This window comes from Rhodococcus wratislaviensis (genome assembly GCF_041228765.1).
Lineage (GTDB): Bacteria > Actinomycetota > Actinomycetes > Mycobacteriales > Mycobacteriaceae > Rhodococcus_F > Rhodococcus_F wratislaviensis.
On record NZ_CP150489.1, the window covers coordinates 325,694 to 352,115 of the forward strand.

22 protein-coding genes and 1 pseudogene are annotated in these 26,422 nt (G+C 64.1%); 7 read left to right on the forward strand and 16 right to left on the reverse strand.

The genetic code is table 11. The annotated features are described in order from the left end of the window. Positions 1-421: 421 nt before the first annotated feature. Positions 422-1,447: a beta-propeller fold lactonase family protein gene (locus tag WKC72_RS40325; RefSeq protein WP_370184794.1), complete on the reverse strand. Its 1,026-nt coding sequence runs from the start codon at positions 1,445-1,447 to the stop codon at positions 422-424. A 345-nt stretch (positions 1,448-1,792) separates the two neighbouring features. Here WKC72_RS40325 and WKC72_RS40330 point away from each other — a divergent pair, with 345 nt between their 5' ends. From WKC72_RS40330 to WKC72_RS40340, 3 genes are all read left to right on the forward strand, one after another. Beyond that, a complete protein-coding gene (locus WKC72_RS40330; RefSeq protein WP_370184796.1) occupies positions 1,793-2,041 on the forward strand; it encodes a hypothetical protein in 249 nt (82 codons plus the stop codon). A gap of 419 nt (positions 2,042-2,460) precedes the next feature. Beyond that, on the forward strand, positions 2,461-2,751 hold the full coding sequence (locus WKC72_RS40335) for a hypothetical protein (protein WP_370184798.1): 291 nt from the start codon (positions 2,461-2,463) through the stop codon (positions 2,749-2,751). Continuing rightward, on the forward strand, positions 2,748-3,077 hold the full coding sequence (locus WKC72_RS40340; protein WP_370184799.1) for a hypothetical protein: 330 nt from the start codon (positions 2,748-2,750) through the stop codon (positions 3,075-3,077). The genes WKC72_RS40335 and WKC72_RS40340 overlap by 4 nt, the downstream gene beginning before the upstream one ends. A 932-nt stretch (positions 3,078-4,009) precedes the next feature. Here the strand turns inward: WKC72_RS40340 and WKC72_RS40345 are convergent. Beyond that, positions 4,010-5,040 (reverse strand): annotated as a pseudogene (locus WKC72_RS40345) (YhcG family protein). Between WKC72_RS40345 and WKC72_RS40350 the strand changes: the two are divergent. Further along, a complete protein-coding gene (locus tag WKC72_RS40350) occupies positions 5,023-5,340 on the forward strand; it encodes a hypothetical protein (RefSeq protein WP_370185562.1) in 318 nt (105 codons plus the stop codon). The pseudogene WKC72_RS40345 and the gene WKC72_RS40350 overlap by 18 nt on opposite strands. Before the next feature lie 324 nt (positions 5,341-5,664). Here WKC72_RS40350 and WKC72_RS40355 read toward each other — a convergent pair whose 3' ends face one another. The 10 genes from WKC72_RS40355 to WKC72_RS40400 all read right to left on the reverse strand — a co-directional run bounded on the left by WKC72_RS40355 (position 5,665) and on the right by WKC72_RS40400 (position 16,640). Then, positions 5,665-6,540 (reverse strand): PaaX family transcriptional regulator C-terminal domain-containing protein, encoded by an 876-nt coding sequence (locus WKC72_RS40355; protein ID WP_370184801.1) that lies wholly within the window; start codon positions 6,538-6,540, stop codon positions 5,665-5,667. 118 nt (positions 6,541-6,658) lie between these two features. After that, positions 6,659-7,864 (reverse strand): NAD(P)/FAD-dependent oxidoreductase, encoded by a 1,206-nt coding sequence (locus WKC72_RS40360; protein WP_370184803.1) that lies wholly within the window; start codon positions 7,862-7,864, stop codon positions 6,659-6,661. 1 nt (position 7,865) lies between these two features. After that, positions 7,866-8,069 (reverse strand): ferredoxin, encoded by a 204-nt coding sequence (locus WKC72_RS40365; protein ID WP_370184804.1) that lies wholly within the window; start codon positions 8,067-8,069, stop codon positions 7,866-7,868. A 22-nt stretch (positions 8,070-8,091) separates the two neighbouring features. After that, a complete protein-coding gene (locus tag WKC72_RS40370; protein WP_370184806.1) occupies positions 8,092-8,961 on the reverse strand; it encodes a cytochrome P450 in 870 nt (289 codons plus the stop codon). Between the two features lie 450 nt (positions 8,962-9,411). Beyond that, positions 9,412-10,542: a cytochrome P450 gene (locus WKC72_RS40375; RefSeq protein WP_370184808.1), complete on the reverse strand. Its 1,131-nt coding sequence runs from the start codon at positions 10,540-10,542 to the stop codon at positions 9,412-9,414. 133 nt (positions 10,543-10,675) lie between these two features. After that, complete coding sequence (phnE, locus tag WKC72_RS40380) at positions 10,676-12,313, reverse strand: phosphonate ABC transporter, permease protein PhnE (RefSeq protein ID WP_370184809.1); 1,638 nt, start codon at positions 12,311-12,313, stop codon at positions 10,676-10,678. Continuing rightward, positions 12,310-13,146 carry a phosphonate ABC transporter ATP-binding protein gene (gene phnC, locus WKC72_RS40385; RefSeq protein ID WP_370184811.1) on the reverse strand — a complete coding sequence of 279 codons (837 nt, stop codon included), beginning with the start codon at positions 13,144-13,146 and terminating at the stop codon, positions 12,310-12,312. Before phnC ends, phnE begins: the two co-directional genes overlap by 4 nt. A 31-nt stretch (positions 13,147-13,177) precedes the next feature. Further along, positions 13,178-14,164, reverse strand: a complete 987-nt coding sequence (locus WKC72_RS40390) for a phosphate/phosphite/phosphonate ABC transporter substrate-binding protein (protein WP_370184813.1) — start codon at positions 14,162-14,164, stop codon at positions 13,178-13,180. Between the two features lie 190 nt (positions 14,165-14,354). Next, complete coding sequence (locus WKC72_RS40395) at positions 14,355-15,272, reverse strand: LysR substrate-binding domain-containing protein (protein WP_370184815.1); 918 nt, start codon at positions 15,270-15,272, stop codon at positions 14,355-14,357. A 36-nt stretch (positions 15,273-15,308) separates the two neighbouring features. Continuing rightward, the gene (locus tag WKC72_RS40400) at positions 15,309-16,640 is read right to left on the reverse strand and encodes an MFS transporter (protein WP_370184816.1); all 1,332 of its coding nucleotides are present in this window, start codon (positions 16,638-16,640) and stop codon (positions 15,309-15,311) included. Positions 16,641-16,854: 214 nt separating this feature from the next. On the opposite strand from WKC72_RS40400, the gene WKC72_RS40405 reads away from it, so the two are divergent. Both WKC72_RS40405 and WKC72_RS40410 read left to right on the forward strand, forming a co-directional pair. Continuing rightward, positions 16,855-18,432: a class I adenylate-forming enzyme family protein gene (locus WKC72_RS40405; protein ID WP_370184818.1), complete on the forward strand. Its 1,578-nt coding sequence runs from the start codon at positions 16,855-16,857 to the stop codon at positions 18,430-18,432. Next, on the forward strand, positions 18,432-19,316 hold the full coding sequence (locus tag WKC72_RS40410) for a TIGR03084 family metal-binding protein (protein WP_370184820.1): 885 nt from the start codon (positions 18,432-18,434) through the stop codon (positions 19,314-19,316). The genes WKC72_RS40405 and WKC72_RS40410 overlap by 1 nt, the downstream gene beginning before the upstream one ends. A 72-nt stretch (positions 19,317-19,388) precedes the next feature. Here the strand turns inward: WKC72_RS40410 and WKC72_RS40415 are convergent, their stop codons facing one another. Beyond that, positions 19,389-21,566 carry a cytochrome P450 gene (locus WKC72_RS40415; RefSeq protein WP_370184822.1) on the reverse strand — a complete coding sequence of 726 codons (2,178 nt, stop codon included), beginning with the start codon at positions 21,564-21,566 and terminating at the stop codon, positions 19,389-19,391. A 124-nt stretch (positions 21,567-21,690) separates the two neighbouring features. Between WKC72_RS40415 and WKC72_RS40420 the strand changes: the two genes are divergently transcribed. Further along, complete coding sequence (locus WKC72_RS40420; RefSeq protein WP_370184824.1) at positions 21,691-22,632, forward strand: PaaX family transcriptional regulator C-terminal domain-containing protein; 942 nt, start codon at positions 21,691-21,693, stop codon at positions 22,630-22,632. A gap of 114 nt (positions 22,633-22,746) precedes the next feature. Here the strand turns inward: WKC72_RS40420 and WKC72_RS40425 are convergent, their stop codons facing one another. The 3 genes from WKC72_RS40425 to WKC72_RS40435 are packed head-to-tail and all read right to left on the reverse strand — an operon-like array spanning position 22,747 to position 26,368. After that, positions 22,747-23,991: a 2-hydroxyacyl-CoA dehydratase gene (locus WKC72_RS40425; protein WP_370184825.1), complete on the reverse strand. Its 1,245-nt coding sequence runs from the start codon at positions 23,989-23,991 to the stop codon at positions 22,747-22,749. After that, positions 23,988-25,142 carry a 2-hydroxyacyl-CoA dehydratase gene (locus WKC72_RS40430; protein WP_370184827.1) on the reverse strand — a complete coding sequence of 385 codons (1,155 nt, stop codon included), beginning with the start codon at positions 25,140-25,142 and terminating at the stop codon, positions 23,988-23,990. The genes WKC72_RS40425 and WKC72_RS40430 overlap by 4 nt, the downstream gene beginning before the upstream one ends. Further along, entirely contained in the window at positions 25,139-26,368 is a 1,230-nt protein-coding gene (locus WKC72_RS40435; protein ID WP_370184829.1) for a CaiB/BaiF CoA transferase family protein, read from the reverse strand. Before WKC72_RS40435 ends, WKC72_RS40430 begins: the two co-directional genes overlap by 4 nt. Positions 26,369-26,422: the final 54 nt, after the last annotated feature.

The window sequence follows — 26,422 nt, forward strand, 5'->3', positions numbered from 1 at the left end:
GTGGCGGGATCATCATCCGAAGGACAGCGCTTGTCCACAGCGACCTTGAGCATGCCTGCAGGACTGCCGCCGGTGATCCAGCGCCACTCGATGTGGAGAAGACCGATGCGAGGGGCGATCCCGTTAAAGAAACCCCGGTGGCGTACAGCTTCAGCGCGGTCGCGCTGCCGACCCGCGCGGCCGCGGAAGCCAGCTCGTAGCGGGCGCCGGCGGGGACACGGGCGGGAGGGTTGTTCACCGGCCAGCCGACCTCCTTGGACGGGCGCACCCCGTCACTTTGCGCAGCAGACCGTCTGCAAGCTCTGGTCATTGCTCCGCGATGGCCACGGAGCTTGGAGATGCCCGATGACCGCGTGCGACTGACCTGAATGAGTGAGAGCGGAGCCCTTCGGGGTTCCGCCCTCACTCATTATTGTTCGCGTCAGCGACCGGGGATCGGAAGGCACAGCGATCCGGTGCACGCTTCGTTCGCACCGCCGCGGGTGATGGTGGCAACGATGTTGTCGGAGCTGGTGACGTAGGCCTTGTTGCCGTCGGGGGAGACGGCAACGCCACCGGTGATCGCGCCGACGGGAAGATAGGCGACCTCGGTATTGGTGGCGGTGTCGAAGACCGCGACCGCGCCGCCTTCGGAGTCGATGACGTACAGCGTGTTTCCGTCGCCGGTGACGGCCACCCCGCCGAGGGTGCCCTTCACGGGAAAGGTTGTGCTGACCGTGTTGGTGACGGCATCGATCACGAACACCTCGGTGCCGCTGCGGACGTACACAGCCTGGTCGGTGGCGGTGACCGCGACGGGGCGGCCGGCTGCCGGGACCGGGATGGTCGCAACGACGGTGTTCGCCGCGGTGTCGATGACAGAGACGGTGTAGTCGCCGGCATTGGTGACGTACAGATGTGTCGAGTTGGTCGCAGTAAGAATCGGGAACGACCCCACCGGGATCGTGGCCGCGATCGTGTTGGTGGCGGTGTCGATCACCGAGATCGCATCACCGGTCGGCACATAGACGTGCGCACCATCCGCGGAGGCGGCGGCTCCCCAGGACGCGCTACCGGTGATCGGGACACTGGCGGTCACCGTTTTCGTGGTGGTATCGATGACGGAGACGGTCTTGCCGGTCGCGTTCACGACGTAGACCCCCGAACCGTCGGGCGTGATGGCGATCCCGCCGGGTGCTTCGCCGACCGGAACGGTCCCGGTGACTGTGTTGGTGGCGGTGTCGAGGATCGAGACGTCGTTGCTCTGGGCGTTGGTGACATACGCGGCGGCGCCGTCGGGGGAGACAGCGACCTGCGACGGCGCCGCGCCCACCGGCGTCGTCGCGGCCACCGCGAAGGAGTATGCCGGGGCGGCACCGGCGGTAGTGGCCACGAGGGAGAACGTCGCGGCGGTCATGGTCAGGACGGTTGATGTGCGGCGGAGGAGGCTCGGCAGAGCGGTCGGCATGCGTACCTCTTCGATCGGCGGTTACTGGCGCGAACAAACGGACCATAACCGACCTAAAGGTACGTTTTGGGCGCTATGCGCGGATGCGCCACACAGCTCTCCAGCCCGGAGCTTCCGTCGGAGATCGACGCAGCACACCGGATGGTCTGGGGTAGGCCGGCTCGTGATTGGCCGCTGTGCAGTGTCGGTGGCGACCTCTACGCTTACGGTTGCACGATGGCTGGTGGTCGCGACGAATGACGCGGACTCTGTGCCACGGTCGTCGTGGACGCTTGCCACCGGTGTCGGATCAGTTGAGGACGGGAGATCGACATTCATTCGCACAGCCAGGGCTTTTATCTTGCGGTGATGACTCGTGCCACTGAGAAGGCTCGCACGCTGGACCGCGTGCAGTGGGCGTTCATTGCCGCCGCCGGTGCCTGTGCGGTGCTCTATCTCGTGTTTGACGCGTGGTGGTGGTATCTGGCGATGGTCTTCGCGGCGGGGTCGGTTGTCGTGGCGATTTTTCAGCTCCGAGTTGTGCGAAAGGGGTTGAAGGCGTCCCGCGCGTTTCGTGCAGTCGGTTCGACGGATTCGCAACACCTGGAGGGCTGAAGTCGGCCTTGTCAGATGTGGTGAAGGAGATCGGGCAGGGGTGAGGTGATGGCGCGGTGATGGTGGCGTGTGCTATCCACATCTGTCATTGGTCACGAAATTCCCCAGGTTGAGGGGTTTGTCCGTCACGTCATCGGATGTGGCGCAATTATCGTGATTGCTTTGGGGCGCTTAGCTATCCGGCGTGTATGGCACGTTTGCGGAGTAGGTCGAAGTTGGCTCCCCCCACGGGGTGACCAGCATCGGCACAATCAGCCGCATGGGCCGATTGTGCGCCTGTGTGCGCAGCTCCGACGGTCTTCGCCGATAGTGCGGCCCGATTATCCCCGCTCATGGCCTGCCCGGCTGTCGGCCTTCAGTGGCATGACACCCTGTGACGTGACTTCACGCCCGCCGGCCCTTGGAGGACCCGTACCGCCATGACCACCTGGACCCTCTGGATCGGCGCCGTGCTGGTCGTCGGCGGTTCGGCCGCCCACCTCACACGCCGGGTAGTGGCGGCCCGGGCCCTCTGGGTGCTCGCCGTGCTCGCCTTCGTGGCCACGGCCGCCTCGGCGGTGTTCACGTCCGAGTTCTCGCTGCCGCTGCTGCTGATCCTCGTGGTCGCGATCGCGGCGACCGTCGCCCTGGTTACAGTCACCCGGCAGCCGGCACAGCCGGTCACCCGGGAGCCGGCACGGTCTGTGGCCGCGCGCCGGGACGCGCAGTGATCACCGCGGTCTGCGCCGTCGTTCTCGGTCTCCTGCTCGGGGGTTCCGAACTGGCGGACCGCTGGCGCACCCGCCGGTCGGAGCGGGCGCGGGTCGCCGAGATCGCCGCCGGTCTCGACCGTTTCCAGTGGTGGGTGCTCGAGGATCTCGCCGACGCACGCCAGGCGTTCTTGAACCGAGACCGCACATCACGGGATGACGAGCAGGTCCGGGCGTTCCTCGCGGCCCGCGATGCCGCCACCCAGGTCGGCATCCCCGACGAGCTGGCGGTCTACCGGTTGGCCGACCGGATCATCCAGGACCGGGACCGGCACGCCCTCAGGTAGGTACGTCGCAACCGTAGAGACACCAGAACGGCCCCTGGAGAGTTCCGCAGGGGCCGTTCTGCATCAGTCACGCGTAGGAGGCCGTTGCGGCGGGGTGCCGCGGGCAGCCTGGATCAGGTCGCGGGTACCAGGAACTTCAGCTGGACCCGGAGCGGGAATGTTCCCGGGCTGTCCACCAAGGACTCGATGACGGCATCACCGTCCTCGACGGGAGATGATCGTGAACTTCGCGATGCCTCGAACGTGCAGCATCACCGTATCTCCGCTGGTCACGTAGCCATTCCTCCAGTTCCGCCGCCAGAATGGTAGGTCATGTCGGCGGTAATAGTTGTGTGCCCCGACCAGCTTCCCTCCGGATAGGGGCAGCATCGAGGTTACCTCAAATCGAACATATGTTCCCCTGAGCTCGTGAAGTTCGAGGCCGCACCGTTGCGGTGCCCCTCAGGCCATCCCCTGATTGCCGGGCAATGCCTGGTCGGCTGGGAGGTCTGCGGGTGTTCCGCGGCCGCCGCCACCGGCACGGCCGGCCATCGCACCTTCTGGCGTTCCACGTGCGGGCAGACCGTGCGCATCCCGCCCTGTGACGGCGCCTGCCCCCAGCAGGATCGGTGGTACACCCCGCCCGAGTAGGCGTGACCGCCGTATTCGCACAATCACATGTCCGGGGCGCTGTGTACTGTTGGCGCCGTTCCGGGGATCCCCCCCAAACTGGTTCTCGGAACTCTCGCCCCGGCGTCACCCCCCGACGTCGGGGCACCTTAATGCCCGGACCTTGGGGTTTGACGCCACACCGGCGACGACCGCGGTCCGTGCAGCCCGGGCCGGTGCCCCTGCCGCGCCGGGCGATCCGGTTGCTCTGACACCCACGTCAGGTGCGGTGCGCGACCCGTAAAGCGGATCCCCTGTCGGACACGCACGTCCCGTGTCCCGCGTCACCCGCCGGATCCACTGCGTGATGAGTGTTTCCGATGGGGTTGTGTCGAGGGCGGGGTGTGGTCGTCGAGCTCGAGGGCGACCGCGCGCGTGAGGGCGTCCTCGGCGGGGAGCGCGGCCTGCTCGGCGGGCGAGAGATCGTAGCGGGAGACGGCGATCGGCTGGGTGGTGCCGGCCAGTGCGTACCGGACGACGGACTCGTTCTTGTCCGCCACCAGCAGCATCCCGACCGTGGGCTGGTGCTGCGGCCTGCGCAGCCGGTCCTCGACGAGGGCGACATAGAAGCCGAGCTGGCCGGCGTCGCGCGGGTCGAACTTCGTGGTCTTGAGTTCGATGACCACGTACCGGAGTTGCTCGACGTGAAAGAAGAGCAAGTCGACAAAATATTCATCGCCCTCGACATCGAAGTGGACCTGGCGGCCCACGAACGCGAAACTGGGGCCGAGCTCGCGAAGGGTATCGATGATGCGCTCGACGAGCCGATCCTCGAGTTGCCGCTCGGCGGCATCGCCGTCGATGGCGAGGAACTCGAGCGTGAACGGATCCTTGGTGATCTGCTGAGCGAGCTCGGAGTCGGTGCGCTCGAGCGCGTGCGGGAAGTTGGACGGGGCCGCGCCCTCGCGCAGTGCAGTCGGGTCTTGATCTGGTGTGCCAGCACGGGACGACTCCAGCCGTGTGCGATGTCCTTGGCGCTGTACCAGTCGCGTAACTCGGCGTCGTCGAGCTTCTCGAGCAGCTCGATGACATGACCCCAGGGCAATTGGCCAACGGGTCGTTGACCGATTGCCTCCTCGTCGGGCCACGCCTCGGCGAACCTCCGCATGTACTTGAGGTTGGCCGGCGAGAATCCCTTCGCATTTGGGAACTCTGTGCGCAGATCCGCGGAGAGCCGGGAGAGGACCTTGCTGCCCCAGGGGGCTGTCTTTTGTCGCTCGATGTTCGTCGCCCCGATCTGCCAGTAGAGCTTGAGCAGTTCGGTGTTCACTCGCCGCTGGGCGATGTAGCGCGCTTCGTGCACGAGCCGCTTGATGCTCTCGAGCCCACCGGCGGGTGTGTCGACGCGGCCGTCCTCACTTGCGAGATCACCGAACTCGGCTACCGCGGCAGCACCAAGACCGTGCGCCGATTCTTGCAGCCACTGCGCGCCGCCCACACCGCACCGCCCTCGAGGCCGGCCGCGCCCAGCGTCCGGCGGGTCACCGGGTGGCTGACCCGACGACCGGACCGGCTCACCGACGAGGACCGGGCCGGGCGTGACGCGCTCCTGGCGCGCGGCCCCGCGCTCGCCACCACCGGTGGACTGGTCCGGGACTTCGCCGATCATGGTTGATCGGCGTGACCAGGACCTGAACGCCTGGATCGGCCGCGCCCGGCGAGAAGGGTCACCGGCACTCCGGTCGTTTGCTGCAGGCCTGGTCCGTGATCTCGATGCCGTCACCGCCGGGCTGAACTGCCGCACAGTTCCGGCGCCGTCGAGGGGCACGCGAACAGGATCAGATGCTCAAACGGCAGATGTACGGGCGAGCCAACTTCGACCTACTCCGCAAACGCGTCATCCACGCTGGATAGCTAAGCGCCCCATAGCAATCACGAAAATTGCGCCAGATCCGCTTTCGGCGAGCGCCGTCAATGCCGCCTACCCACCGCGTTTGAGTCAACGGCCATTGTGCCCAGTGCAACCTTGGCTGATCAGCTCGCGTGCACCCGCGAAGGTGTGGTGGCTGGACAGCAGCGCCAAACCAGGATCGAACTCCGCGATGGTGCTGCGGAAACACTCTTCAGCCAACGGTCCTAGGCTGTCGTAGATGCCGGCGCAGCATTCGAGGGCGTCACGACCGGGCCACTCCTGCGGCAGTAGCGCAGTGGGCAGGTTCGGGTCCAGCTGGGGGAAGTCGCGCCAGTCCGTCATGACGGCGGTGCGAAGTTTGAGGGCCTGCGCGGGGGTGGGCTTCGTGCTGCGGAGACTCTCGCGAACTGGCTGGTAGGTGTCGATGAATTCCTGATACCGACTGCCCAGAGCCCCCAGGTCGAACGCTTCGGTCGCGACCGTGACGGGGTGCTCCGGCGACACACACTTCGCTCGGAAGACTGTCACCGACACTCCGATTTCCTCCTGCACCGCAAGTACGTCCAGGCTTTTGTCTCGGGGAGAAATCCATACCGCGTCGTAGAGGATGCCGAACTTCAGTTCTCGCAAGGCTTCGCGTAGGGCTCGTCGGCTGTCTTTTTCGTCCTCTGGAATCGAGTACGTGACAACAGTCCAGTTGCCGTCCCAGGCCGGTTCGCCGCTGCCCAGCATGAACAATTTATCGAGATAGGTGATCAGTACCGTTCGGCTGCGGGGAAGGAGGCCGTACGCGGTAGTGCGGCCCGAACGCGAGGACACCAGGAGGTTGCGTGCGGTCAGTCGTTGCATCGCGGCGCGTGCGCCGGACGGACTGATTTCGAACTCGCCGAGCAAGCCGATCAGTGCCGCGGAGGGGATGTGCTCGTTCCGCCAGAACCAGTAGTCGCCGAGCAGGGTGCTCAACAGTCGCTGGGGCTCCGCGCCGTGACGTGGTCGCGGCAGACCGGCGTAGTGGTAGTCGATCTCCGACGGTGTCACCCGGGTTTTCTTCCCTTCACGCTGATGCTCTGTATGACCGAGGTTAAGCGGCGTGGTGCGTTGCTTCGACGTCCGCCCGGTACTTGAGGAGTTTGTGTGCGTCCTTCCGGGGGTGGATTCCTGCCACTCCAACCAGTCTGTCGGCCTTGAAGTACCCGACTACGAGGCTGCCGGATGAGTCCGATTCCAGCACGGATGTTTGCTCGGCGAGTGACAGGGTGCCGAATCCTTGTACACGGTAGCCGTACTGATCGCTCCAGAAGTGGGGCAATGGGGTGAACGGCGAGGCGGGCAGGGGTTGGCCGGCGAGATGGGTCGCAAGGCCTTCGGCTGCGCGACGTGCTGTCTCCGTCGGCATGGACCAATGTTCCACTCGTCGGGGTATGTCATCGAACCGAAGGTTCGGGAAACGTGCGACGTCTCCGATCGCTACCACGTCGGGGAGCCCCTCGACCCGCATCCAGTGGTCGCACAGAACGCCGTCCGAGAGGTCGAGCTCGTTGCCGTCGAGCCATTCGACGTTGGGGATCGATCCGACTGCTTCGACCACGATGTCGGCGTCGATTACGGTGCCGTTGGACAACACTACTTCCTCGACCCGCCTCGAGCCGGCGAACTCTCGGACGCCGGAGCCGAGCCGGAATTGAACGCCGGCGGATTCGTGGTGGCGGAGCGTTTCTGTTGCCAGTACGGACCCGAGGGGGCGGATCATGGGCGCGGCTTCCGGTGCGACGATGGTGACTGTGCACCCGTTGCGTATTGCAGCGCAGGCAACTTCGCAACCGATGAAACCGGCCCCGATGACCACCACGCGGATTCCGGGTGTGAGTCTGGTCTTGAGTGCGACAGCATCATCGTAGGTTCGGAGGACGAAGCGCCCCTTTGTCGGTCCGGGTGTCTCCAGCGTTCGAGGGCGAAGACCGGTGGCAACGGCTAGTGCTGTGTAGCGCAGCTCCTTCCCGCTGTCGAGGACGGCGACGTGATCGGCGATCCGAACCTGCCGGACCCGTTCACCGAGTCGCCAGGTCTCGTGTCGTGTGGATGCCCGGCGGCGAAAAGTGAGTTCGTCGATTGTGGTGGCGGTATGGAGTACGTCCTTCGACAACGGAGGCCGGTTGTAGGGGGCGTGGACTTCGTCGCCGACGATCTCGATGGGACCGTCGAATCCACGGGATCGAAGATTTTCGACGAAGCGGAGGCCGCCCATCGAGGCGCCGACCACCAGGACTGGTGCGGTGATGTGCGCCATGTCAGCTCGCGGCGCGGGAGATGATGATGGCCTGGACGGGGCAGATATCGGCTGCTTCTTCCACTCGATCGATCAGATCTCCGGCAAGGGAGGGAGTCTCAGAGTACTCGAGGTTACCGTCGGAGTTGAAGCGAAAGACTTCCGGGGCGACCATCACACACTGGCCGTGGTCTTGGCAGAAGGTCATATCGACATCGATGTGCATGGTGCATTCCTTTGAGTCGGGGTCACTTTCGGAGGAGTAAGGGAAGACGCGAGACGCCGTAGCGTTCCCAGGTCGTACGCTCAACCGGTCCGGCAAGGGTGATCGAGGTGGTGGACGCGAGCAGTTTCTGCAGAACGATGCGGATCTCCATCAGAGCGAGGGGCATGCCGAGGCATTTGTGGATACCGTGACCGAACGTGACCGCATCGGTGGTGGATCTGCCGATCTTGCACTGTTCGGGCTCATCGAAGTGGTCGCTGTCGCGGTTGGCGGAAGACCACACCAGCATGGCGAGTTCGCCCGCCTTCATGCTCTTCCCGGCGAACTCGATGTCGCGGGTTATGTGTCGCGGTGTGGCCATGACGGGCGACTCGTGTCGGAGGAACTCCGGGATCGCTGTAGCAATCAGGTCCGGGTTGGCGCGGAGTCGGTCCTGCAATTGCTGGTCTTCGGCGATCCGCAGCAGACTGATGCCCATCGAACTCGTGGTCGAGTTGTGGCCGGCGGATAGCAGTAGGCGAACAATCCCGAACACAGCTTCCGAGGTGAGTGGCTGACCGTCGACTTTATGGGAAAGCAGCCCAGTGACGATGTCCTCGCTCGGGTCGAGGCCCATCGGCAGGCGGCTTTTGATCATCTGTGCGCCGTAATCGTGCAGTTTTCTGTTGGCTTCTGCGTGCCGGACCGGGTCGTTCTCGCGTTCCTCCATGTAGCGGAAGACTTCTTCGGACCATTGCTTGATCTTCGCCCAGTCGGTGTCAGGCAGCTTGAGTAGATGGCAGAGAACCCGAGCCGGAAAGGGATAGGTCAAGACCTGAGCGGCGTCGACTTGTTCGGCGATTACCATGGACGAGATCATCTCGTCGGCGAGGTCGGTGATCCACGGTTCCAACACCTGCAGTCGATCGCGGGTGAAGTAGCTGTTGAGCAGTCGCCGATACGGTGTGTGTTCCGGTCGATCGACTTCGAGTGGCGGAGCGGGCTGTGCGCCGAGGCGTGGGCCTCCGATTGGCTTGTTGGAGAAGGTGTCCCGGTCACGGGCGGCCCGGGTCACATCGTCGTAGCGGGTGATCGCCCAGAAGCCGTCGCCCAGTACCGAGGTCCACGCCACCGGGCATTCGCGACGGAGGCGCGCTTGCTCGGCGAGTGGGTTCTGGTCGGCGGCCTCTCCAATCGGATTCCAGTCGGATTCTCGAGGGGGTGATTGAGATGAGTCGGCGAGTGTCATGTGTCTCCTTCGGAAGATCGGGCGAAATTAGATGCACTAGTAATAGCTCTCGCAATGAAAACTGTAGCCTATTTGCGAGATTGCCGGAAGATGTTGAAGACAAAGCGATCTGAACTATCCTGTAGCACGCGGGGTGATCGTCAGCGGGAGGACGCGTGGCCCGAACTCGAGCCAGTTGAACATTTCGATTTCACCGTCGAGTGCGAAACAGGTGGTCGCCGACAAAAGGGTATCGAGTGCGCAGCCCAATTCGAGGCGCGCCATCGCTGCAGCTGGACAGCGGTGGGGACCTCGACCGAACGCGAGATGCGGATTTGGGGCACGATCGAGGACGAACTCCTGTGCATTCGGAAATCGGGCAGCGTCCCGGTTCGCCGAGGGGAAGATCATGGCGATCGGCTCCCCCGCTGCAATCGTCCGCCCACCGACGACCACGTCCTCGACCGGAGTGCGGGCAAATACTCGGTAGGGAGCGTAGAGGCGCAGGAATTCCTCGATGGCTCTCGGAAGAAGGGTGCGGTCGGCACGCAGACGGTCTTGCAGATTGTGATCTCGGGACAGATGCGCAACGATGCTTCCGAGAACAGCCTGTGGCGCACCGATACCCGCCACTATGAGCTGACGGACCGACGCGACCACCATCTCGTCCGAAATCGGAGCATCGGGATCATCGCCGGCGGCGAGGAGACTCGATACCAGATCCTGCTCCGGCGATCGTGGATCGCGGCGGCGGAGATCGACGATCGCCGTGGCCAGCTCGTACAGCTCGGCACTTGTGGTTGCGATTTGCGCCGTGTCCATCGCCTGGATGGCCAGCGAGTAGTCCACTCCGATCTTGCGGATCTCCATTACCCGGTCGGCGGGCACGTCAAGAAGGCAGGCAAAGGCTCCCGCTGCAAAGGGTAACGCGACGTCAGTGCTGTAGTCGCCGCCACCGGAGGTGATGAAATACTTCGTGAGATCCTCTGCTACAGAGCGGAAATTGCCTTCCAGTCGCTGCACGAGCGACTTGCGGAGGACCCTGTCGAGTGGAGCGCGATACCTCGCGTGATCAGGAGGATCGAAGTGCAGCGGTGGACGCCGGGTGGTGCGGGGCACCGCGGGAACGACATTCTGGACTGACGTCACGAAAGTGTCGGAGTCGCTCGTCACTCGGATCACGTCGTCGTACGTCGTTACGGCCCAGAAGCCGCCGTAGGCGTTACTCCATGGCACCGGGGTGCTATTTCGCAAGTCGGTGTACACGGTGTGGGCGCTGTCGAAAGTCTCCGGTGTGGTCGGGTCCCATTCCGAGGCGCGGAAGGGGCAGCGGCCCCGAGAAGTGCTGACTTGGGCGGAGTGCTGGTCCATGAGTGTCATCCTGGGGATCGGTGATGTGTCAGATGATGCGCTGGCGAAGGCTGCGCGCAATGGCCTCGAGGGCCGTGACGACCACCACGAGCGAGCCCAGGATTGCGCTGGTCGTCTGGTAATCGAGGGTGGAGACCGACTCGTACATCAAGAATCCGATACCGCCGGCACCGACGACCCCGAGCACAGTCGATTCGCGGAGCGCCAGGTCGGTGGTGAACAAGCTGTTGCCGGTGAGCGACGGGACGAATTGCGGCCACACTGCGCAGACGAACACCTGACACCTGGTCGCTCCGAGCGCCTGCAAGGCTTCGCGTGGAGCCGGATCGAGGACTTCGAGCGAATCTGTGAAGAACTTTGCGGCCAACGCAGTGCAGGATATGGACAGAGCCAGAAATCCCGGAAATGGGCCGAGACCGAGCGCGGCGACGAAGATGATCGCGTACACGATGTCCGGAATGCCGCGCAGCAGCACAGCGACCGCGCGTGCCGCCGCCGACAAAATGATGGACGGCACCAGCAGCTGCGTTGCGGCGACCGCGAGCCCGAGTCCGAGGACGACGCCGACCGTCGTCGCGGACACGGCCATCAGGAGGCTCTCCAGAACACCTTGGTACACAGCGATCGAGAAGGCCGGCGGCCACATACCGGAAAGAATCTCGGTCATTCTGGGTGCCGCGTCGCGTAGCCGTCCGAGATCGGCGTCGAGGGCCCAGAGGGAATAGAGGAACAAGACGAGCATTCCCGCCGTGAGCAGAATCCGTCGGATCCGGACGCTGTCCCAGCCGACGTCATGTGGCTCTCTCGCGGCGGAGAAGAGATCGCGATGTGCTCGATCGCTGTGATGCATCGATAGTCGTCGTCGCGCGCCCGCCGACACCAGTTCCAATACCAGGATGATGCAGATGACGACTAGGATCATCCCCGCGGCTCGGCGATAATTCAGGCTTCCCAGTGCGGTCTCGAGGGCTACGCCGATGCCGCCGGCGCCAACGATTCCGAGGATCGCGGAAGCTCGAATGTTGATGTCGAGTCGGTACAGGACCGCGCCGGTCAGAACAGGCGCGATGCGCGGCAGCACCGTGGCAACTTCTACCTGCAATCTACGCGCACCGACCGCCGTCACCGCTTCCGAGGGAGTGGGGTCGAGTTCGTCGATAGAGTCCGCGACAAGCTTGGCGATCATCCCGATCGAGTGCACTGCTATCGCGAGACCCCCCGCGAACGGACCGAGGCCGAAGGCCCGAACGAACAAGATGGCGAAGATCAGACTCGGGATCGCCCGGGTCAGAACGATGGTGCCGCGGGCGACTGCGCGTCCGATGTTCCGACCCGAATCAGACCGAGTGGCCGCAAGAGCCAACGGTATGGAGGCGAGTGTGGCCAGACCTGTTCCGGCGACTGCGATCAGGAGGGTTTCGATGATCAGGCCGGTCAAAGTGACGGGGTCGCCGAACGTCGGTGGAAACATGCGCTGGAGAAGTCGCCACGAATCACCCACACCCTCGGCGAGTGATGCGGCCGAAACCCCCATCCACCAGAATCCGATCAGAGTGATCACGAGGAAAGCCGCTGGCAGTGCCGCGACCAGTATCCCCTGTTTTCCGCGTCCCGGCTGGTGGCTCGAGGTAGGAAGATCGAGTACGGCAGTGGCTCGCGCGGTCATGACGCTGCCCTGGGTGCGTAGATCGTATGAAGATCATCGGTGGTCAGGCCTTGCGTGGCGGAATCGAGAACGATTCCGCCGTCACTCAGAGCCACGATGCGATCGGCGCTCTGCAGGGCCAGTTCGGTCTGATGCAAGCTGCACACCACAGTGAGATCGTCCTCGGTGCTGATGCGCCGCAGGATCGCGAGCACCCGCTCGCTCGTCACTGGGTCGAGTGACGCTACTGGTTCGTCGGCCAGAATCACCGACGGCTGCTGCATGAGCGATCGCGCAATGGCTACACGCTGCTGCTGGCCACCGGACAGGGTGTCGCAGCGTTGAAAGCGGTAGTCGACCAGACCGACCCGGTCGAGTTTCTCGACGGCTCTCAGACGCAGATCTTTGGGATATGTGGCGATTCCGTAGCGCGGCAGTCTGAGTTGGCCCAGTGCGCCCATCAATACGTTCTCCATGGCAGACATTCGGCCGATCAGTCCGAACTGTTGGAAGACGAACCCGACGCGGGTGCGCACAGCACGCAGGTCGGATCGGGAGCAGGTGGCTGGGTCGGTACCGAGAATCTCCACTGTGCCCTTACTGGGTCGCAGCGTTCCGTTGAGCATGCGTAGCAGCGTGGATTTACCCGAGCCCGACGGGCCGAGCAGCGCCACGAACTCGCCCCGTCCGACCTCGAGGTCGATCGAGTGCAGGACGTTGTTGGAGCCGAATTGCTTGGCAAGATCGCGGACCGTGATGGCGGCCCCACGCTCGTCGCGGCGGTGACCGTTTACGCGTAGGTTGTCGAGGCTGCCCGCGACCACGTCCGGGCGGCTTCCTGTGGCGCGTGTCATGTTGTTCTCGTTTCGGACTCGAAAAGCGGGATCAGCTTCCGGACGTGCACACTTCGGCCTTGGTCGTCTCGCAGATCTCGACGATCGGATCGAAATCCGCCTGAGTCGCCGGAACGTAGGCGAAGCCGTTGTTGGCCCCCCACTTGCACGATGGTTGTCCTGCGAACTCGCCCCATGCAGAAGGGCCGGGTACTTGACCGTCCTCGCAGAAGCCGGCGGCGGCAGCGGACGTGGCGGTGTAGGAAGTAATGGTCGTTGCGATCTTCTGTCGCAGCTTTTCGGGCAGCCATGTCCCTACCACCACAGGGGGTCCGGGGATCGACGGTGAGGTCCACACCTTACGCACGTCTCCCGCGCTCAGCAGACCCCGAGCGGGCAGGATGTCATCGACGAAGGCGTCGGCGGCGAATGCGAGCGCACAGTCTCCCGCCAGAAGAGAGGACACGGCCGTATCGTGACCTCCCGCATATATCGCTGTCAGGTCCTTCGCCGGATCGACGCCCGCTTCGATCAGGCCCGCTGCCGGCGAAAGGTACCCGCTCGTCGATGCCGGATCCGTAAAGCAGACGTCCTTGCCGGCCGCATCGCCGAGTTCGTTGATGCCCGTATCGTCCGAGCGGGTGAGGCCGTAGGAATGAACTCCGGGATCAGCGGCGGGCGTCTGCACGGGAACGGCAACTGGTTCGACCTCGGCGACGTTGCGGGCCAGAAAGTAGCTGAATGCGCCGTACACTGCGATGTCTACCCGATGCGCGACCTGCGCTTCGATGACGCCCGAGTTGCTGTTTGCGGCTTGGAATTCCACCGGCATTCCCAAGTCCTTCTCCAGGGCGTTGACGAGTGGTGCGAAGGAGGATTGGAGCTCCTCCGAGCCCTCGGACGGAATCGCGGCGAACACGAGTTTGGTGGGGGATTCGGCACTGCGTTGGGTGGCGGGCCCGGTCCCGCAGGCGGTCAGCGCCACGGTGGAGGCGAGCGCACCACCGACCAGCGCGGCCCGGAAGATTGTGTTTCGCATGGTCGTCCTTCGTCGTCGTTGCCGTCTGAAAGTCGGCTCACATGAGGAGATGGTCTGCTTAGATTCGTTCGGTCACCACAATTTGTGTGGCCTATTTCAGCTGAGCTGGAACTGGAGGGAAGGGGATGTAATGGGGATCACAGACAATCATCAATGGTTGTAGATGTCAACAGAGTATGGGGGTGGAAATTCAGGAGTACAGGTCGGGCGGCTGAATGCGGTCGACGTGGGCCCGAAGTGCATCGACCGCGGCCTTGGCGTTCGTCGACAGCCGTCGCCCGGCGGGCCATGCCACCCCCACCCGCTCCCTTCGCGGCGCAGGCAATAATGGCTTCGCCACGACGGGCACGCCCTCGTAGCTGACGCCGGAGGCCGGCTGTTGAATGAACAGCGAGTATCCGTAGCCACGCGCCACAAGGGAACGAACCACTTCGAAACTCGGGAACCGGTGCCTGATGACGGGGGACAGATCCAGCTCCCGGAAGTAGTTCGAGACATACTCCGGACTCGGCGGGACGTCGAGGAGAATCAGCGGCTCTTCCACAAGATCTATCGCAGCGATCACCGGCTGAGCTGCGGCTGGATGGTCGGCGGAGACGATCCCGTGCATTCGAGTCTCGAACAGTGGCACCGTTTGGAGCGCCCTGTCCAGGTGCGTGTTGTACCCGATGGCGATCTCGATCTCCCCGGACAGAAGAAGTTGCATCAACCGATCCGCCGATTCGGTGTAGGCGCGCACCGTGACACCCGGGTGATCGGCCGCCAGTGCGTCGAACAACGTCGGCACTATGGTCGGGCCCAGCGAGCTGAAGCATCCGACTGCCACGCTGCCGGTGAGATGGCTCTGATCGATGGACGCTTCGATCTGCTCGGCATCTTGAAGAAGGGCATTGGCCATCTCGAGGATGCGCTCACCGGTGGGGGTGAGGATGACGCCGTGCGCTTTGTGGCGAACGAAGAGTTGAGTCCGCAGGCTTTGTTCGAGCGCGTCCAGCGCTGAAGTCAGGGCAGACCTCGAAACCGACTCGGCCGCAGCTGCGGCGCTGATGCTCCCTGTTGCGGCGATAGCCTTGAAGTAGGCCAACTGCCGCAACGTGAATCGGGGCATCAGCGCCGCCTCTCGCTAGAACAGGGTGCTCGTACTCTAGCGAATCGGTGTGCCTTTGGTTTCGGGCATTCGCCGGCAGATGACTGCAGTCAGCAGCGACAACCCCACGAGAGCCGTTACGAACAGATAGTGCAGTCCCACACTGGAGAGCCACGCGTTCAGATACGGAGCACTGCCACCGAAGACGGCGCAGAACCCGCCATAGGTGATTCCGACGACGGTTGCTCGTACTCGCGTGGGCACGAGTTCGGTGAAGATAGCGCCCAAGGGGGCGCAGCAGACCGCGAGAATGGTCGACGCCACGGCCATGGCCAGGAAGAGACGCACCGCGGACGAGCCGAGTATCAGCTCGAGGGGGAACGCGAGTGCGGCGAAGCCGAGAGTGTAGGCAAAGACCATCTTGCGTCGGCCGATGCGATCGGACAGGGCGCCCATCACCGGGATCAACGCGAGAAACACCGCTTGACCGAGCAGACCAGCCAGCAGGGCCTGGCCGGGAGGGACACCGTGCACCGTCGTCGCATAGGACGGCGCAAAGATGAACCAGGTGTAGAAGATTGCCACACCGCTCGTGGACAGGATCGCAATGTACTTCACCGCCGTGCGGTGCTCGACCAGAATCCGCCAGGTGTCCTTCAAGGTGAGGCTGTGCGGAGACTCATCCTGCTGCTCGTACACGTCGGACTCCGCCATGCGGAATCGGATGACGAGACCGTAGACGCCAAGCGCGGCACCGACGAAGAACGGTATACGCCAGCCGAAGTCGCTCATCTGATCTGCAGTCAGCAAGGTTGTGAACGCGAACCCGAGACCGGTAGCGGTCATCGTGCCGATCGCGACACCGACCCACGGCGTCGACGCCCATAGGCCGCGTTTGCCGTCCGGGGAGATCTCGGCAAGGTAGGTGAAGGCCGACCCCGTTTCGCCGCCATGTGAAAGTCCTTGAATCAGGCGTGCCATGAGCAGGACAGCCGACGCGAGGACGCCAACCTGGGTGAATGTCGGAGCCAGGGCGATGATCAAGCTTCCGGCCGCCGCCAGAAGAATCGCCAACGTCAGGCTGAAACGCCTGCCCCTCTTGTCGGCGATCAGCCCGAAGACCCACCCGCCGATCGGACGCATCAAGAACCCGACACCGAATATCGCCAGGGTGGAAAGCATGGCCGAGAGGGGATCGGAACGGTTGAAGAATTGCACCGCAAAGAACGGAGCAAAGATCGCATAGACGTTCCAGTCGAACCACTCGATGGCGTTGCCGATGTTCACGGCCACCAAATCCTTGGCGCGGCGCCGCCGACTCACCCCCTGCGCCAAGGGCGGGACGCGCGGCAGTGGCCCCACCGAGATAGTGGTCAGCTCTTCGCTCATTGCGGAACTCCTTCGATTACGGGCATGGCGACGATGTCGCGAATACCGGTGCCGTGTCCTAGGTCACACCGGCTCCAGTGAGCATGGGTTGAGAAAAATTCCAGGTCAAGCGCAATAAATCGTCGTGAAACGTCGAGAAAATCGTCATTCCGAACCGTCGCCTGAGGCTTTAGCGTGTTGTCCAGATCACACCCGAAGCATCAACGGAGGGCCCATGGCAACCGTGTCACCGATCCGACCAACGGCGAGACATACCGCTACGAGCGAACATGAGGCGGCGACCTCCCCGATTGGATGGATCGACTACCAAGCCCGCCGGGTGCCGGACAAGCCGGCCATCACCGAACTGTCCACCGGACGCAGTCGCAGCTACGCCGAACTACGCGACCGGATCCCCCGTCTCGCAAGACATCTGACCGGCCTGGGAATCGGTCGCGGTGACCGCGTCGCAGTGCTCAGCCACAACAGCGCGAACGTCTTCGAAGTACTGTATGCGTGTGCCCACATCGGGGCGATCATGGTGCCGATGAACTGGCGGCTGTCCACCCACGAACTCCGCGCGATCGCTCGCGACTTCACCCCGTCCGCCATCTTCTTCGACCCCGACAACGCCGAAGCCGTTGCCGCACTGACCGAAGGCGCGCCGCACCTGCACCAGGTCTGCTGGGACGACGGAGTCGACAACGCCTACGAGAGGGCGATCGCCGCGGCCACCGAGCCGACCTCGGTGGCCCACAGGGCGGCGGAGACCGATCCCTGGGTCATCATTTACACCTCGGGTACGACCGGACAGCCGAAGGGGGCGGTACACACCCTCCGGTCGGTAACCGCAAATCTCGAGAACTCCGCGTTCGCCGGCAACGTCCACGCGGATTCGGTGGCGCTGACCGTGCTTCCGACCTTCCACGTCGCCGGCCTACATCTCTACGCCAACGCGGCACTCATGCACGGGGGAACCGTGCTCATCGCAAAGACCTTCGACCCCGCCGAGACGCTGCGCCTCTTCGCCGACACCGCACTCGGCATCACCCATTTCTGCGGTGTCCCCGCGCATTACCAGTTCATGGCAGCCGACCCGGACTTCCAGCACCTCGCGTTTCCGCCGTTGCTCGCTACCGTCGGCGGCTCACCGGTCCCTGCCGCGATGATCCGCACCTGGCGCGATCGAGGCGTGAACATGATGCCGATCTACGGCGCAACCGAAGCCGGATCCTCCCTACTGGCGATGCCACCGCGGGGCAGTTCGGGCACCGCGGCAATCGGCATCCCCCTTCGCCACGTCGAAGCAACGATCCGCGACGACTCCGGAACCGAAGTTGCAGTCGGCGAAGTAGGTGAACTCTGGCTCCGGGGGCCCATGACGATGCACAGCTACTGGGGCAAGCCGGAGGAGACCGCGAAAGCACTGACCGAGGATGGATGGTTGTGCACCGGTGACGCTGCCAGCGTCGATCCCGACGGCATCTTCCACATCGTCGACCGCTGGAAGGACATGTATATCTCCGGCGGAGAGAACGTCTACCCCGCCGAAGTCGAGAACGTCCTCTACCAGCATCCGGACATCGTTCTAGCCTCGGTCATCGGCATCCCCGACACGAAATGGGGCGAAACCGGCAAGGCCTACGTAGTCCCGGCCGACGGCCGCACCGTCGACTCCGAACAGCTGCGGGCATGGTGCCGAGAACGCCTAGCCCCGTACAAAGTCCCCAGTCAGATCGAATTCCGCTCCGACTTGCCGCGCAACGCCACAGGAAAGATCGTCAAGAACAAACTACGCAACGAGCAAGCCTGATGGCACCGGACCTGCAGGCACTGCTCGCCGACCTCGAGCAGGAAAGCTCCTCACTCGATTCGATCCTCACCGCGCTGAATCCCCGGGATTGGACCCGGCTCACACCCGCCCCGGGATGGACCGTCGCACACCAAGTCGCCCATCTGGCATGGACCGACGCCGCGCTGGTCTCCGCGCTGCGCACCCCGGAAGCCTTTTCCGCGCTCGCCGCGCAGGTAGCGGCGAACCCGCACACCGTCGACCGTGCCGCAACGGATGGCGCCACCGAAACTCCAACGGTGCTGCTGACCAGATGGCGGGAAGGGCGCGCGGCCGTGCGATCGGCGCTGCTGACGTGTCCACCGAGGCAGCGCATACCGTGGTTCGGCCCGCCAATGGGCGCCGCCACCGCGATCAGTGCGCGCGTGATGGAAACGTTCGGCCACGGACAGGACATTCGCGATACCTTCGCGATCGAGCCGGCCGCTTCGGAGCGTCTGCATCACGTCGCGCACCTCGCCGTCGCTGCCCGTGACTTCGCCTTCCGAAATCACGACTTACCCGTTCCGGCAGCACCGTTCCGCGTCGAACTAGAGTACGGCGGATTGCGATGGGAATCGGGACCCGCCGACGCCGACGAGCGTGTTGCTGGATCCACGTTGGATTTCGCACTATTGGCCACCCGCCGCCGGCACCGCGACGACTGCGCACTGTCGGCGGACGGCGCCGTCGCCGACCGGTGGCTGGCAATCGTGCAGGCCTACGCTGGCGACCCCGGGCCCGGTCGTGAACCCCACACGATCGCGGCGGCGCACCACCCCAAACCCGGTATCAGCAGCGCCCTGATGGGCGCTACTCGCATCACCGGGTCGGGTGGCCTTGCCGCGAAACTGTCGGCAACTTGATTTACCGAGATCTGATCATCAGGGCCGCGAGGGAACCGCAGGGTCGTTGCACACGTTCTGCTCCAGCAGTGTCTACGCGTCGAGGGTCAGCGCCTCGGTGCATGAACGGGACACACACGGCATCATCACCTTCCCCGACTCACGCTGAGACTGCTCGAGTACCGAATCGCGATGATCTGGTGTCCCTTCGATCACGCGAGTCTCGCATGAGCCACACGTTCCTTCGAAGCACGATCCGGGAATGACCACACCCGATTCGGCGCACGCGTCGATGATCGACTGACCAGGAAGCACCGTCACCTGTACGTCAGAGCGCTCCAGATGCACCCGGAACGATTCGAGCGCACCATAGCCGGCAACATTCGCGCCGGGCTTCGGGGAGAACCATTCCACATGCAGTTCCAAGCCTGTGGCCTTACTGACCTCTTCGAGTTCGGACAGCAAAGATACAGGACCGCAAGAGTATACGACCGTGCCGGGTTCCTGTGCGGTAACCAGCGCAAGTAGGTTGGGGCGACCGGACACGGTGGATTCGTGTAATTGAGCGGCGGGTAGGTCGGCGACGATATCGGCATAGGCCATCGACATGCGCTGTTTGCCGATGTAGTGGAACTCGAACGGACGGCGCCGATCGAGGGCCTGCCGCGCCATGGTGAGCATGGGGGTCACCCCGATCCCACCGGCCACGAACAGGTACCGATCGGCATCGACCAGCGGAAAGTGATTCTTCGGGCCTGCAACGGTGAGGGAGTCGCCGGCCTTGAGCATCTCGTGGATGAACGCCGAACCGCCGCGGCTGTGGTCCTCGCGACGGACAGCGATGGTCCATGCGTCGGACTCGTCGGGGTTTCCGCACAACGAGTATTGACGGGCCAGTCCGGTGGGTAGGCGCAGTTCTATGTGCGCGCCGGGTTCCCACCGAGGCAGTGCGTTCCCGCCGGGATCAGCTAGGGTCAGTTCCACTACGCCATCGGCCACATCTCGCACCTCGGCGACCACGGTGATGCGTTCACCCGAACGGAGACCGAGCCCGTAGTCGAGTGTTCGGTGACCAGATGCCGGGGTGAACCGGACCGGCAGGCTGGACAGGCCGATATGGGGCCAACCGGCCTGTGCCGCCTCGCCGTCGAGAACGATTTCGTCGGTCAACGCGAACAGTTCCTCGACTACGATTCGCAACTCGGCACGCGCCAATGGTGCGCCGAGGCAGGTATGAATACCGTGGCCGAAGGCAACGTGACGGTTCGGGCGGCGGTCGATCACGCAACGGTCGGCGTCCTCGAATATCGTCGCGTCCCGATTGGCGGAGGACCACAGGAGGGCCACTTTGTCGCCCGCTCGGATGGTGTGCCCGTGGAGGTCGACGTCTCGGGTGGCGGTCCTGGCCAACAGTCGGGCCGGTGACCACACGCGCAGGATTTCTTCGATCGCCGTCGGGATGGCATGCGGGTTCTCGCGCAGATGTTGCTGCTCTTCGGGATGGCTGGCGAGGAAGGCGATCACGCTGCCGATGCCATTGGTCGTGGTGCCGTGCCCGGCTTGCAGGAGCAGTCGCAAGACAGCGACCACTTCGTCGTTGCTCAGCAGACGCCCGTTGATCTCACCGACCAAAAGGCCGGTGGCCACGTCGGTCTCCGGGGCGAGTGGTCGCTGGCGACGTTGCTCGACCAGTGCCTCGACGTAGGCGTAGAGCCGGTCGTTGGCCTGGCTGTGTCGAGCGGCGTCTCCTTGGGTGCCGGCGGTCAGCACCGCGTTCGCCATCTCTTTGATTCCGGCGGCATCCGCGGTGGGGATCCCGAGAAAGGTGCACAACACCTGTGCGGGCAGCGGAAAGGCGATCGACTCGACGACTTCCGCCTGTCCTGCCGCAACTGCCGAGCCCATCAGGTCCCGTGCAATTCGCCGAATCGCCGGCTCGATGGCTCGAATACGTTGGGGGGAGAAGTATTTGTTCAAGAGATCGCGGTACTGGCGGTGCTCGGGAGGGTCCGATTCCAGGGGCGGCCGGGGAGGTCGGGTGGGTCCCGTCGAATCTGGGATGGTCGTTTTGTAACGGCTGGCGAAGAGGTCGGTGTCCCGTGCCGCCGCGACCACGTCCTCGTATCGGCTGAGGGTCCAGAACCCGCCGAATCGGTCTGTGTGCGCGACCGGGCATTGTTCTCGGAGTCTGGCGTGTTCGGCGGTGGGATCGGTTTCGTGTGGGGCGGCGAGCGGGTCCCAGTCGCCGTGACACATTGTCTCTGGTGCCATCGGGTGGCCTCTTTCGGGTGGATGACCGGACGAATGTTTGCATAATAATATGTGACCGTCGTTTGTAGTGCAATGCTTTGGTGGGATCTGTGAAGATGAGACACGACATAAGGAGGAAGCCCAGATGACCAATGCCAACGACCCATGGCCCGATCCCGAGGTCGTCGATTTGCCACGGCACCAGGCCGGGTCCAGCTCACAGGCCCTGTTGGGAGCCCTACTGGCGGACTACACCTTCGAGGATGCGGGCGGCCTGACATCCGAAGCAGTCGTGCAGCTGCTCGCCGAGTTCGGCATATCCGCCTCCGGAGCCCGATCGGCCTTGAGCCGTATCGTCAAACGTGGACTGCTCGTCCCGCATCGTCGCGGACGGACGGTGACTTACCACATCAGTGACACCGCTCGGCTCACCCACCGCGCCAAACTCGGCGCCGTCGTGCGTTTCGGAACCACCGCGCCGCACTGGGACGGGCTCTGGACCGTGGCCATGTTCTCGGTCCCTGAAACCCAGCGGATTCTTCGTCAACGCCTTCGAACGTTGCTCGAAAGCAACGGGTTTGCGATGTTTGCAGATGCAGTCTGGGTCTGTCCTTGGGACCGACGAGACAACGCGTCCCGGATCGGCTCCGATCTAGGTGTGCACCTGGCGCTGTTCCGCGGAGAGTTCCTCTCCGGCGCCGATTCCGAGATGGCGCCCAGCCGAGCCTTCGACCTTCGAGAAGTGCGCAAGGAGTACGACACCTTCCTTGCCTCCCACTCGGACGAGGCAACCGCGATCGTCCGGGGACAACTGACCGCCGACCGGGCGTTGATGCTGCGAACGACCGTGCTACGCGACTGGCGTAGAATCGCCGCGTTGGACCCCTCGCTGCCGCAACAGCTGCTACCGGCGGACTGGCCACAAGGTGACGCGCGCCGGGTCTTCGAGACTCTGTGGACGGGATTGGGCCCGCTTGCCCTGACCAGGCTCAGAACTCTTCTGAAAGAGGACAATTCCGCCGTTGCAGCCAATCTGGAACTGATGGATATCGAAGTGCCTCATCGGGCGGCATCAACGACCTGGTGACGCCGACTCTGAGCTACTGCCCGCAGGCTTCGCAACTAGCACGTTCGAGGGACGCCGCCTCCCCACCCGCGACGATGTTCGCACTCCCGATGGGCACGTACCCATCCTTCTCGGTTACCTCGAGAATCGGGACGCGATGAACTCCTCGATCCGCTGTCCGATTACGCCTGAGTTCAGCGCGCGTGGATCGGCGTTGTTGCCGCGGATTTCGAGGACAGGTATCCCGGCTTCCTCCAGGGCCCGAGTAACGAAGTAGGGGCCGGGGACATCGTCGGCAACCAAGTGGATCACCCCGTCGACGCCATGGCCCCGTGCTTCTTTCACGTACCAGTCTGCCGCCCAGCCAGGCATGTACAACTGGTCGGTGAAGCCGGTGAAGCGCGCGGCGAGAGCACGCATCGGGTCCCCTCCGTAACGGGGATAGCCATCTGCGGCGATCGCCAGGTACATCGACCATACGAAGACGGCACCGTAACGCTGCTGGAAGCGCTCGTACAGGTCCATGTCGAACCACAATCCGCGGCCGACCCACATCAATCGGACCCGTTCACCGGGACAGACGGCCCGCCCTGAGGCGGCCGCCGCTTCGACCTCGTGGCAGAAGCGTTCGGCCGCGTCGACCGCCCACTGCGTCCCCCTGTGCCACTGCGGGATCATGACGCTGTTGATCGATTCGTGCACGCTGACCGGGGTCGGCCGGGCGCTGGCCAGGATGTCGCGTGATCGCCTGTTCCACTCGGCCTGCTGGTTGACCAGATCCATGACCTCGGCAAGCCGATCAAGTGAAAGGGTCCGACCGGTGATCCTCTCCAACTTGTCGACCAGCAACCAGTTCTCCGCCACCATCAGGTCGAGACGGTCGGCATCGAAAGCCTCCGACCACCGCCGCGGTACGAGCTCCCACCAACGATGGGGTGCGTCGTGTGCGGTGGTTCGCTCGAACAGGAACACTTCGGTATCGCGATACTCACCCCACAAATCGAACACCTTGCGGCCGGCGTCGCCGCTGTTCTCGGCTATCACAATGGTGGGGCGGGGGAGCCCACCCCACGGGGCGTCCGCGGATGCGAGTCCGGTCGAACCCAGCGCGATCGCGTCGTACTGTCGGGAGTCGTCCGGATACCCGAGTGCGCGGACCGCGTCCAAACTGTGATCGGCAAGACGCTTAGCGCCGACCAGAGCTGCCCACCACTGGTTGACAACGTAGGGAATGTCCATCGCGCGCAGGATTTCTTGCGGGGCATCGGCATTGACCAGGGCAAGCGGATCCCCGTCTGCGGCGCGCTCGCGGATCGCGGCGAACCACTGCTTGTGGTAGGCGCTGGCGCGTTCGGCCGATTCGATGCGACGGCCGGTCATTCGCCCGCCCCAACGGGATGGACCGACAGCTCCTCCAAGCAGGAGTGGAGGACGGCGTGGTCCGGCTCCATCGGCTGGTGCTCACGGAACGCAGACCGGATGCCGGCTGTGTCCAGTTCGGTGCGCAGTGCCGGAGCATCCCAGCGGGGTGCCTCATCGTGTTCGCGGATCACCCCCAACAGCACTCTCGCCCCGGAGCGTCGAACTGCACACAGTGTGTCGATGGCCCGCGATCGCGGTGACGCACTAGTGGGAAGGGGCCCGCGGCGGCAGTAGGCGTCAACCAGAAATCCGATCGGGTCGTCGGCAGAGTCGGCGGCGTCGTCGTACGCGCTCGTGACTGCACAGTCGTCGGCCTCGTCACCGCTGATGCGCCAGTCACCGGACTCGACGATCCGAAATAGACGGTCACTGTGTGGGGGGGAACCCCACAAGTAGAGACCCGGTCGGTTGTCGGTTTCGGCGGCGCTCGCCGTCTCGAGCTGGGCGTCGAGCATGGTGACAGCCTCTTTCGGTGGGAGTATCCGGGTGGCGGCGCACGAATGCAGCATGGTTAGTCCGGAGATCCGTCCCGCGGTCCGCGCACGCCGGAGTGTGAAGAGACGCGTGTGTACCGGCGCGGTGGCGGCGATCGCTGCGGCCGTGTCGATTTGGTCAGGGGCGGTGTTCGTCCAGCCGGTCGCGATGTCGCGAAGGCGTATGAACTGCTCGCGGGTATAGCTGCGCGAGGCGGCGCGCGGAAAATGCAACGCGTCGACCAGATGGATCGGTGGGAGCTTCTCCCCGATCCGGGCCAGTTCCCGAAGAACTTGGAACAGACGCACCCAGGCCTCGCGTTCGGAGGAGACGACGACTGCCGCGGCGAAGTCGAGATCTTCACGAAGCAGATGATCGAGAATGACGGCGGCGACGGGGTCGACGGCAGCGCCCAGCAAGTTTGCCGACGACAGTCCGGACTTGTTGGAACGGAGAGACACCGGGGATGCGCTCGGGTCGTAGCCCGATGAGATGTCGACCGGCAACACTCCTGCAGCGTGCAGAATTTCATGAGGAATGTCCGCTCCCACAGTGAGAACGACGACGCTGCCCTTCGTTGCCTGCGCGCGGGCCCATGCCCACCGGTCGTTGTAGAGTTGCTCCACGTCGATCACAGGACGGCATCCTGTTCGAGGATGTCGAGGTGCTGCTCGGTGTACCCCAGGAGCTCGGCCAAGATCGTTCGGGAATGTTCGCCGAGGTACGGTGCGCGTTGCTCGAGCGAGGTGGCCGACTTCGAGAGCACAAACGGTAGTCCAGGGCCCAGGAGCTTCTCGCCGTCAGGATCATCGGTGCCGCTCAGCGGCATGACCTCGCCTCGGGCGCGAACCCGTTCATCTCGCATCGCCTGTACCGGATCCCGGACAGGGGCGACCGGGACGCCGTGGGAGTCGAGGGTGGCCACTGCCTCTGCGGTGGCCTGGGTTCGTGCCCACTCGGCGATGAGCTTGTGTAGTACGTCGGCGTTTTCCACCCGGGCATCCCGGTAGGCGAAGCGCTGGTCGCGCACCAGTTCCGGGGACCCGATCGCAGCCAGGACGCCGTGGGCGAACTTGTCCAACGGGGCGCAGACGGCGATCCACCCGTCGTGGCATTCGAACGTTCCGAAAGGCGCGAGCCTGGGGACGAATTGTCCCGTGCGAGTGGGCATGCCCAGTTTGACGGACGCTTCGTAGTGTTCGGCGGCGACCAGGGAGGTCAACGCCCCGAGCATGGAGACGTCGACCTGCTGGCCTTCCCCGGTCCGTGTGCGATGGGCGATCGCGCCCAGCGTGCCGATGACAGCAAACAATGGTGCCGCGAGATCGGCGATGGGAAGACCGCAGCGGATCGGTTGTCCATCCGGGTCGCCGGCGGTCAGCATGATCCCGCTCAGTGCCTGAATGATGGTGTCCATTGCGCGCCCATCGCCTCCGTCGGCACCGAAGCCGCTGATGGAGGTGTAGATCAGTCGCGGATTCGCTGGTTCGAGGTCCTCGTACGAGATCCCCAGCCGTCCGGTTACCCCGGCGCTGAAATTCTCGACCACTACGTCGGCCTTGCCGACCAGATCCAAGAAGATCTCGTGCCCCCGTGACGATTTCAGGTCGAGGGTCAGGCTCTCCTTGTTCCGGCTCCTCGACAGGTGCGAGAGGGACATGTCGTTTTCACACGTGCGCCGCAAGCTGAGGCCGTCACCGGTCAGATAGGGGGAGTTGTTTCGTGCTGCATCGCCGCCCGTGGACCGATTTTCGACCTTGATCACGCGCGCACCCAGACCGGCCAGCAACATCGTTGCATAAGGTCCCGCCAAAGCCGTGGTCAAGTCGAGCACAACCACACCGTCCAACGCGCGTCGCATAATTTCCTCCAGAGGGTGAAGCACTGTCCCTCAAACGTATCTCAATAACAATAC

Coding starts and splice junctions, on each gene's coding strand:
- WKC72_RS40325 (WP_370184794.1), bottom strand. CDS start 1,447: ATGCCGACCGCTCTGCCGAGCCTCCTCCGCCGCACATCAACCGTCCTG.
- WKC72_RS40335 (WP_370184798.1), top strand. CDS start 2,461: ATGACCACCTGGACCCTCTGGATCGGCGCCGTGCTGGTCGTCGGCGGT.
- WKC72_RS40360 (WP_370184803.1), bottom strand. CDS start 7,864: ATGGCGCACATCACCGCACCAGTCCTGGTGGTCGGCGCCTCGATGGGC.
- WKC72_RS40365 (WP_370184804.1), bottom strand. CDS start 8,069: ATGCACATCGATGTCGATATGACCTTCTGCCAAGACCACGGCCAGTGT.
- phnE (WP_370184809.1), bottom strand. CDS start 12,313: ATGACCGCGCGAGCCACTGCCGTACTCGATCTTCCTACCTCGAGCCAC.
- phnC (WP_370184811.1), bottom strand. CDS start 13,146: ATGACACGCGCCACAGGAAGCCGCCCGGACGTGGTCGCGGGCAGCCTC.
- WKC72_RS40390 (WP_370184813.1), bottom strand. CDS start 14,164: ATGCGAAACACAATCTTCCGGGCCGCGCTGGTCGGTGGTGCGCTCGCC.
- WKC72_RS40395 (WP_370184815.1), bottom strand. CDS start 15,272: ATGCCCCGATTCACGTTGCGGCAGTTGGCCTACTTCAAGGCTATCGCC.
- WKC72_RS40400 (WP_370184816.1), bottom strand. CDS start 16,640: ATGAGCGAAGAGCTGACCACTATCTCGGTGGGGCCACTGCCGCGCGTC.
- WKC72_RS40405 (WP_370184818.1), top strand. CDS start 16,855: ATGGCAACCGTGTCACCGATCCGACCAACGGCGAGACATACCGCTACG.
- WKC72_RS40410 (WP_370184820.1), top strand. CDS start 18,432: ATGGCACCGGACCTGCAGGCACTGCTCGCCGACCTCGAGCAGGAAAGC.
- WKC72_RS40415 (WP_370184822.1), bottom strand. CDS start 21,566: ATGGCACCAGAGACAATGTGTCACGGCGACTGGGACCCGCTCGCCGCC.
- WKC72_RS40420 (WP_370184824.1), top strand. CDS start 21,691: ATGACCAATGCCAACGACCCATGGCCCGATCCCGAGGTCGTCGATTTG.
- WKC72_RS40425 (WP_370184825.1), bottom strand. CDS start 23,991: ATGACCGGCCGTCGCATCGAATCGGCCGAACGCGCCAGCGCCTACCAC.
- WKC72_RS40435 (WP_370184829.1), bottom strand. CDS start 26,368: ATGCGACGCGCGTTGGACGGTGTGGTTGTGCTCGACTTGACCACGGCT.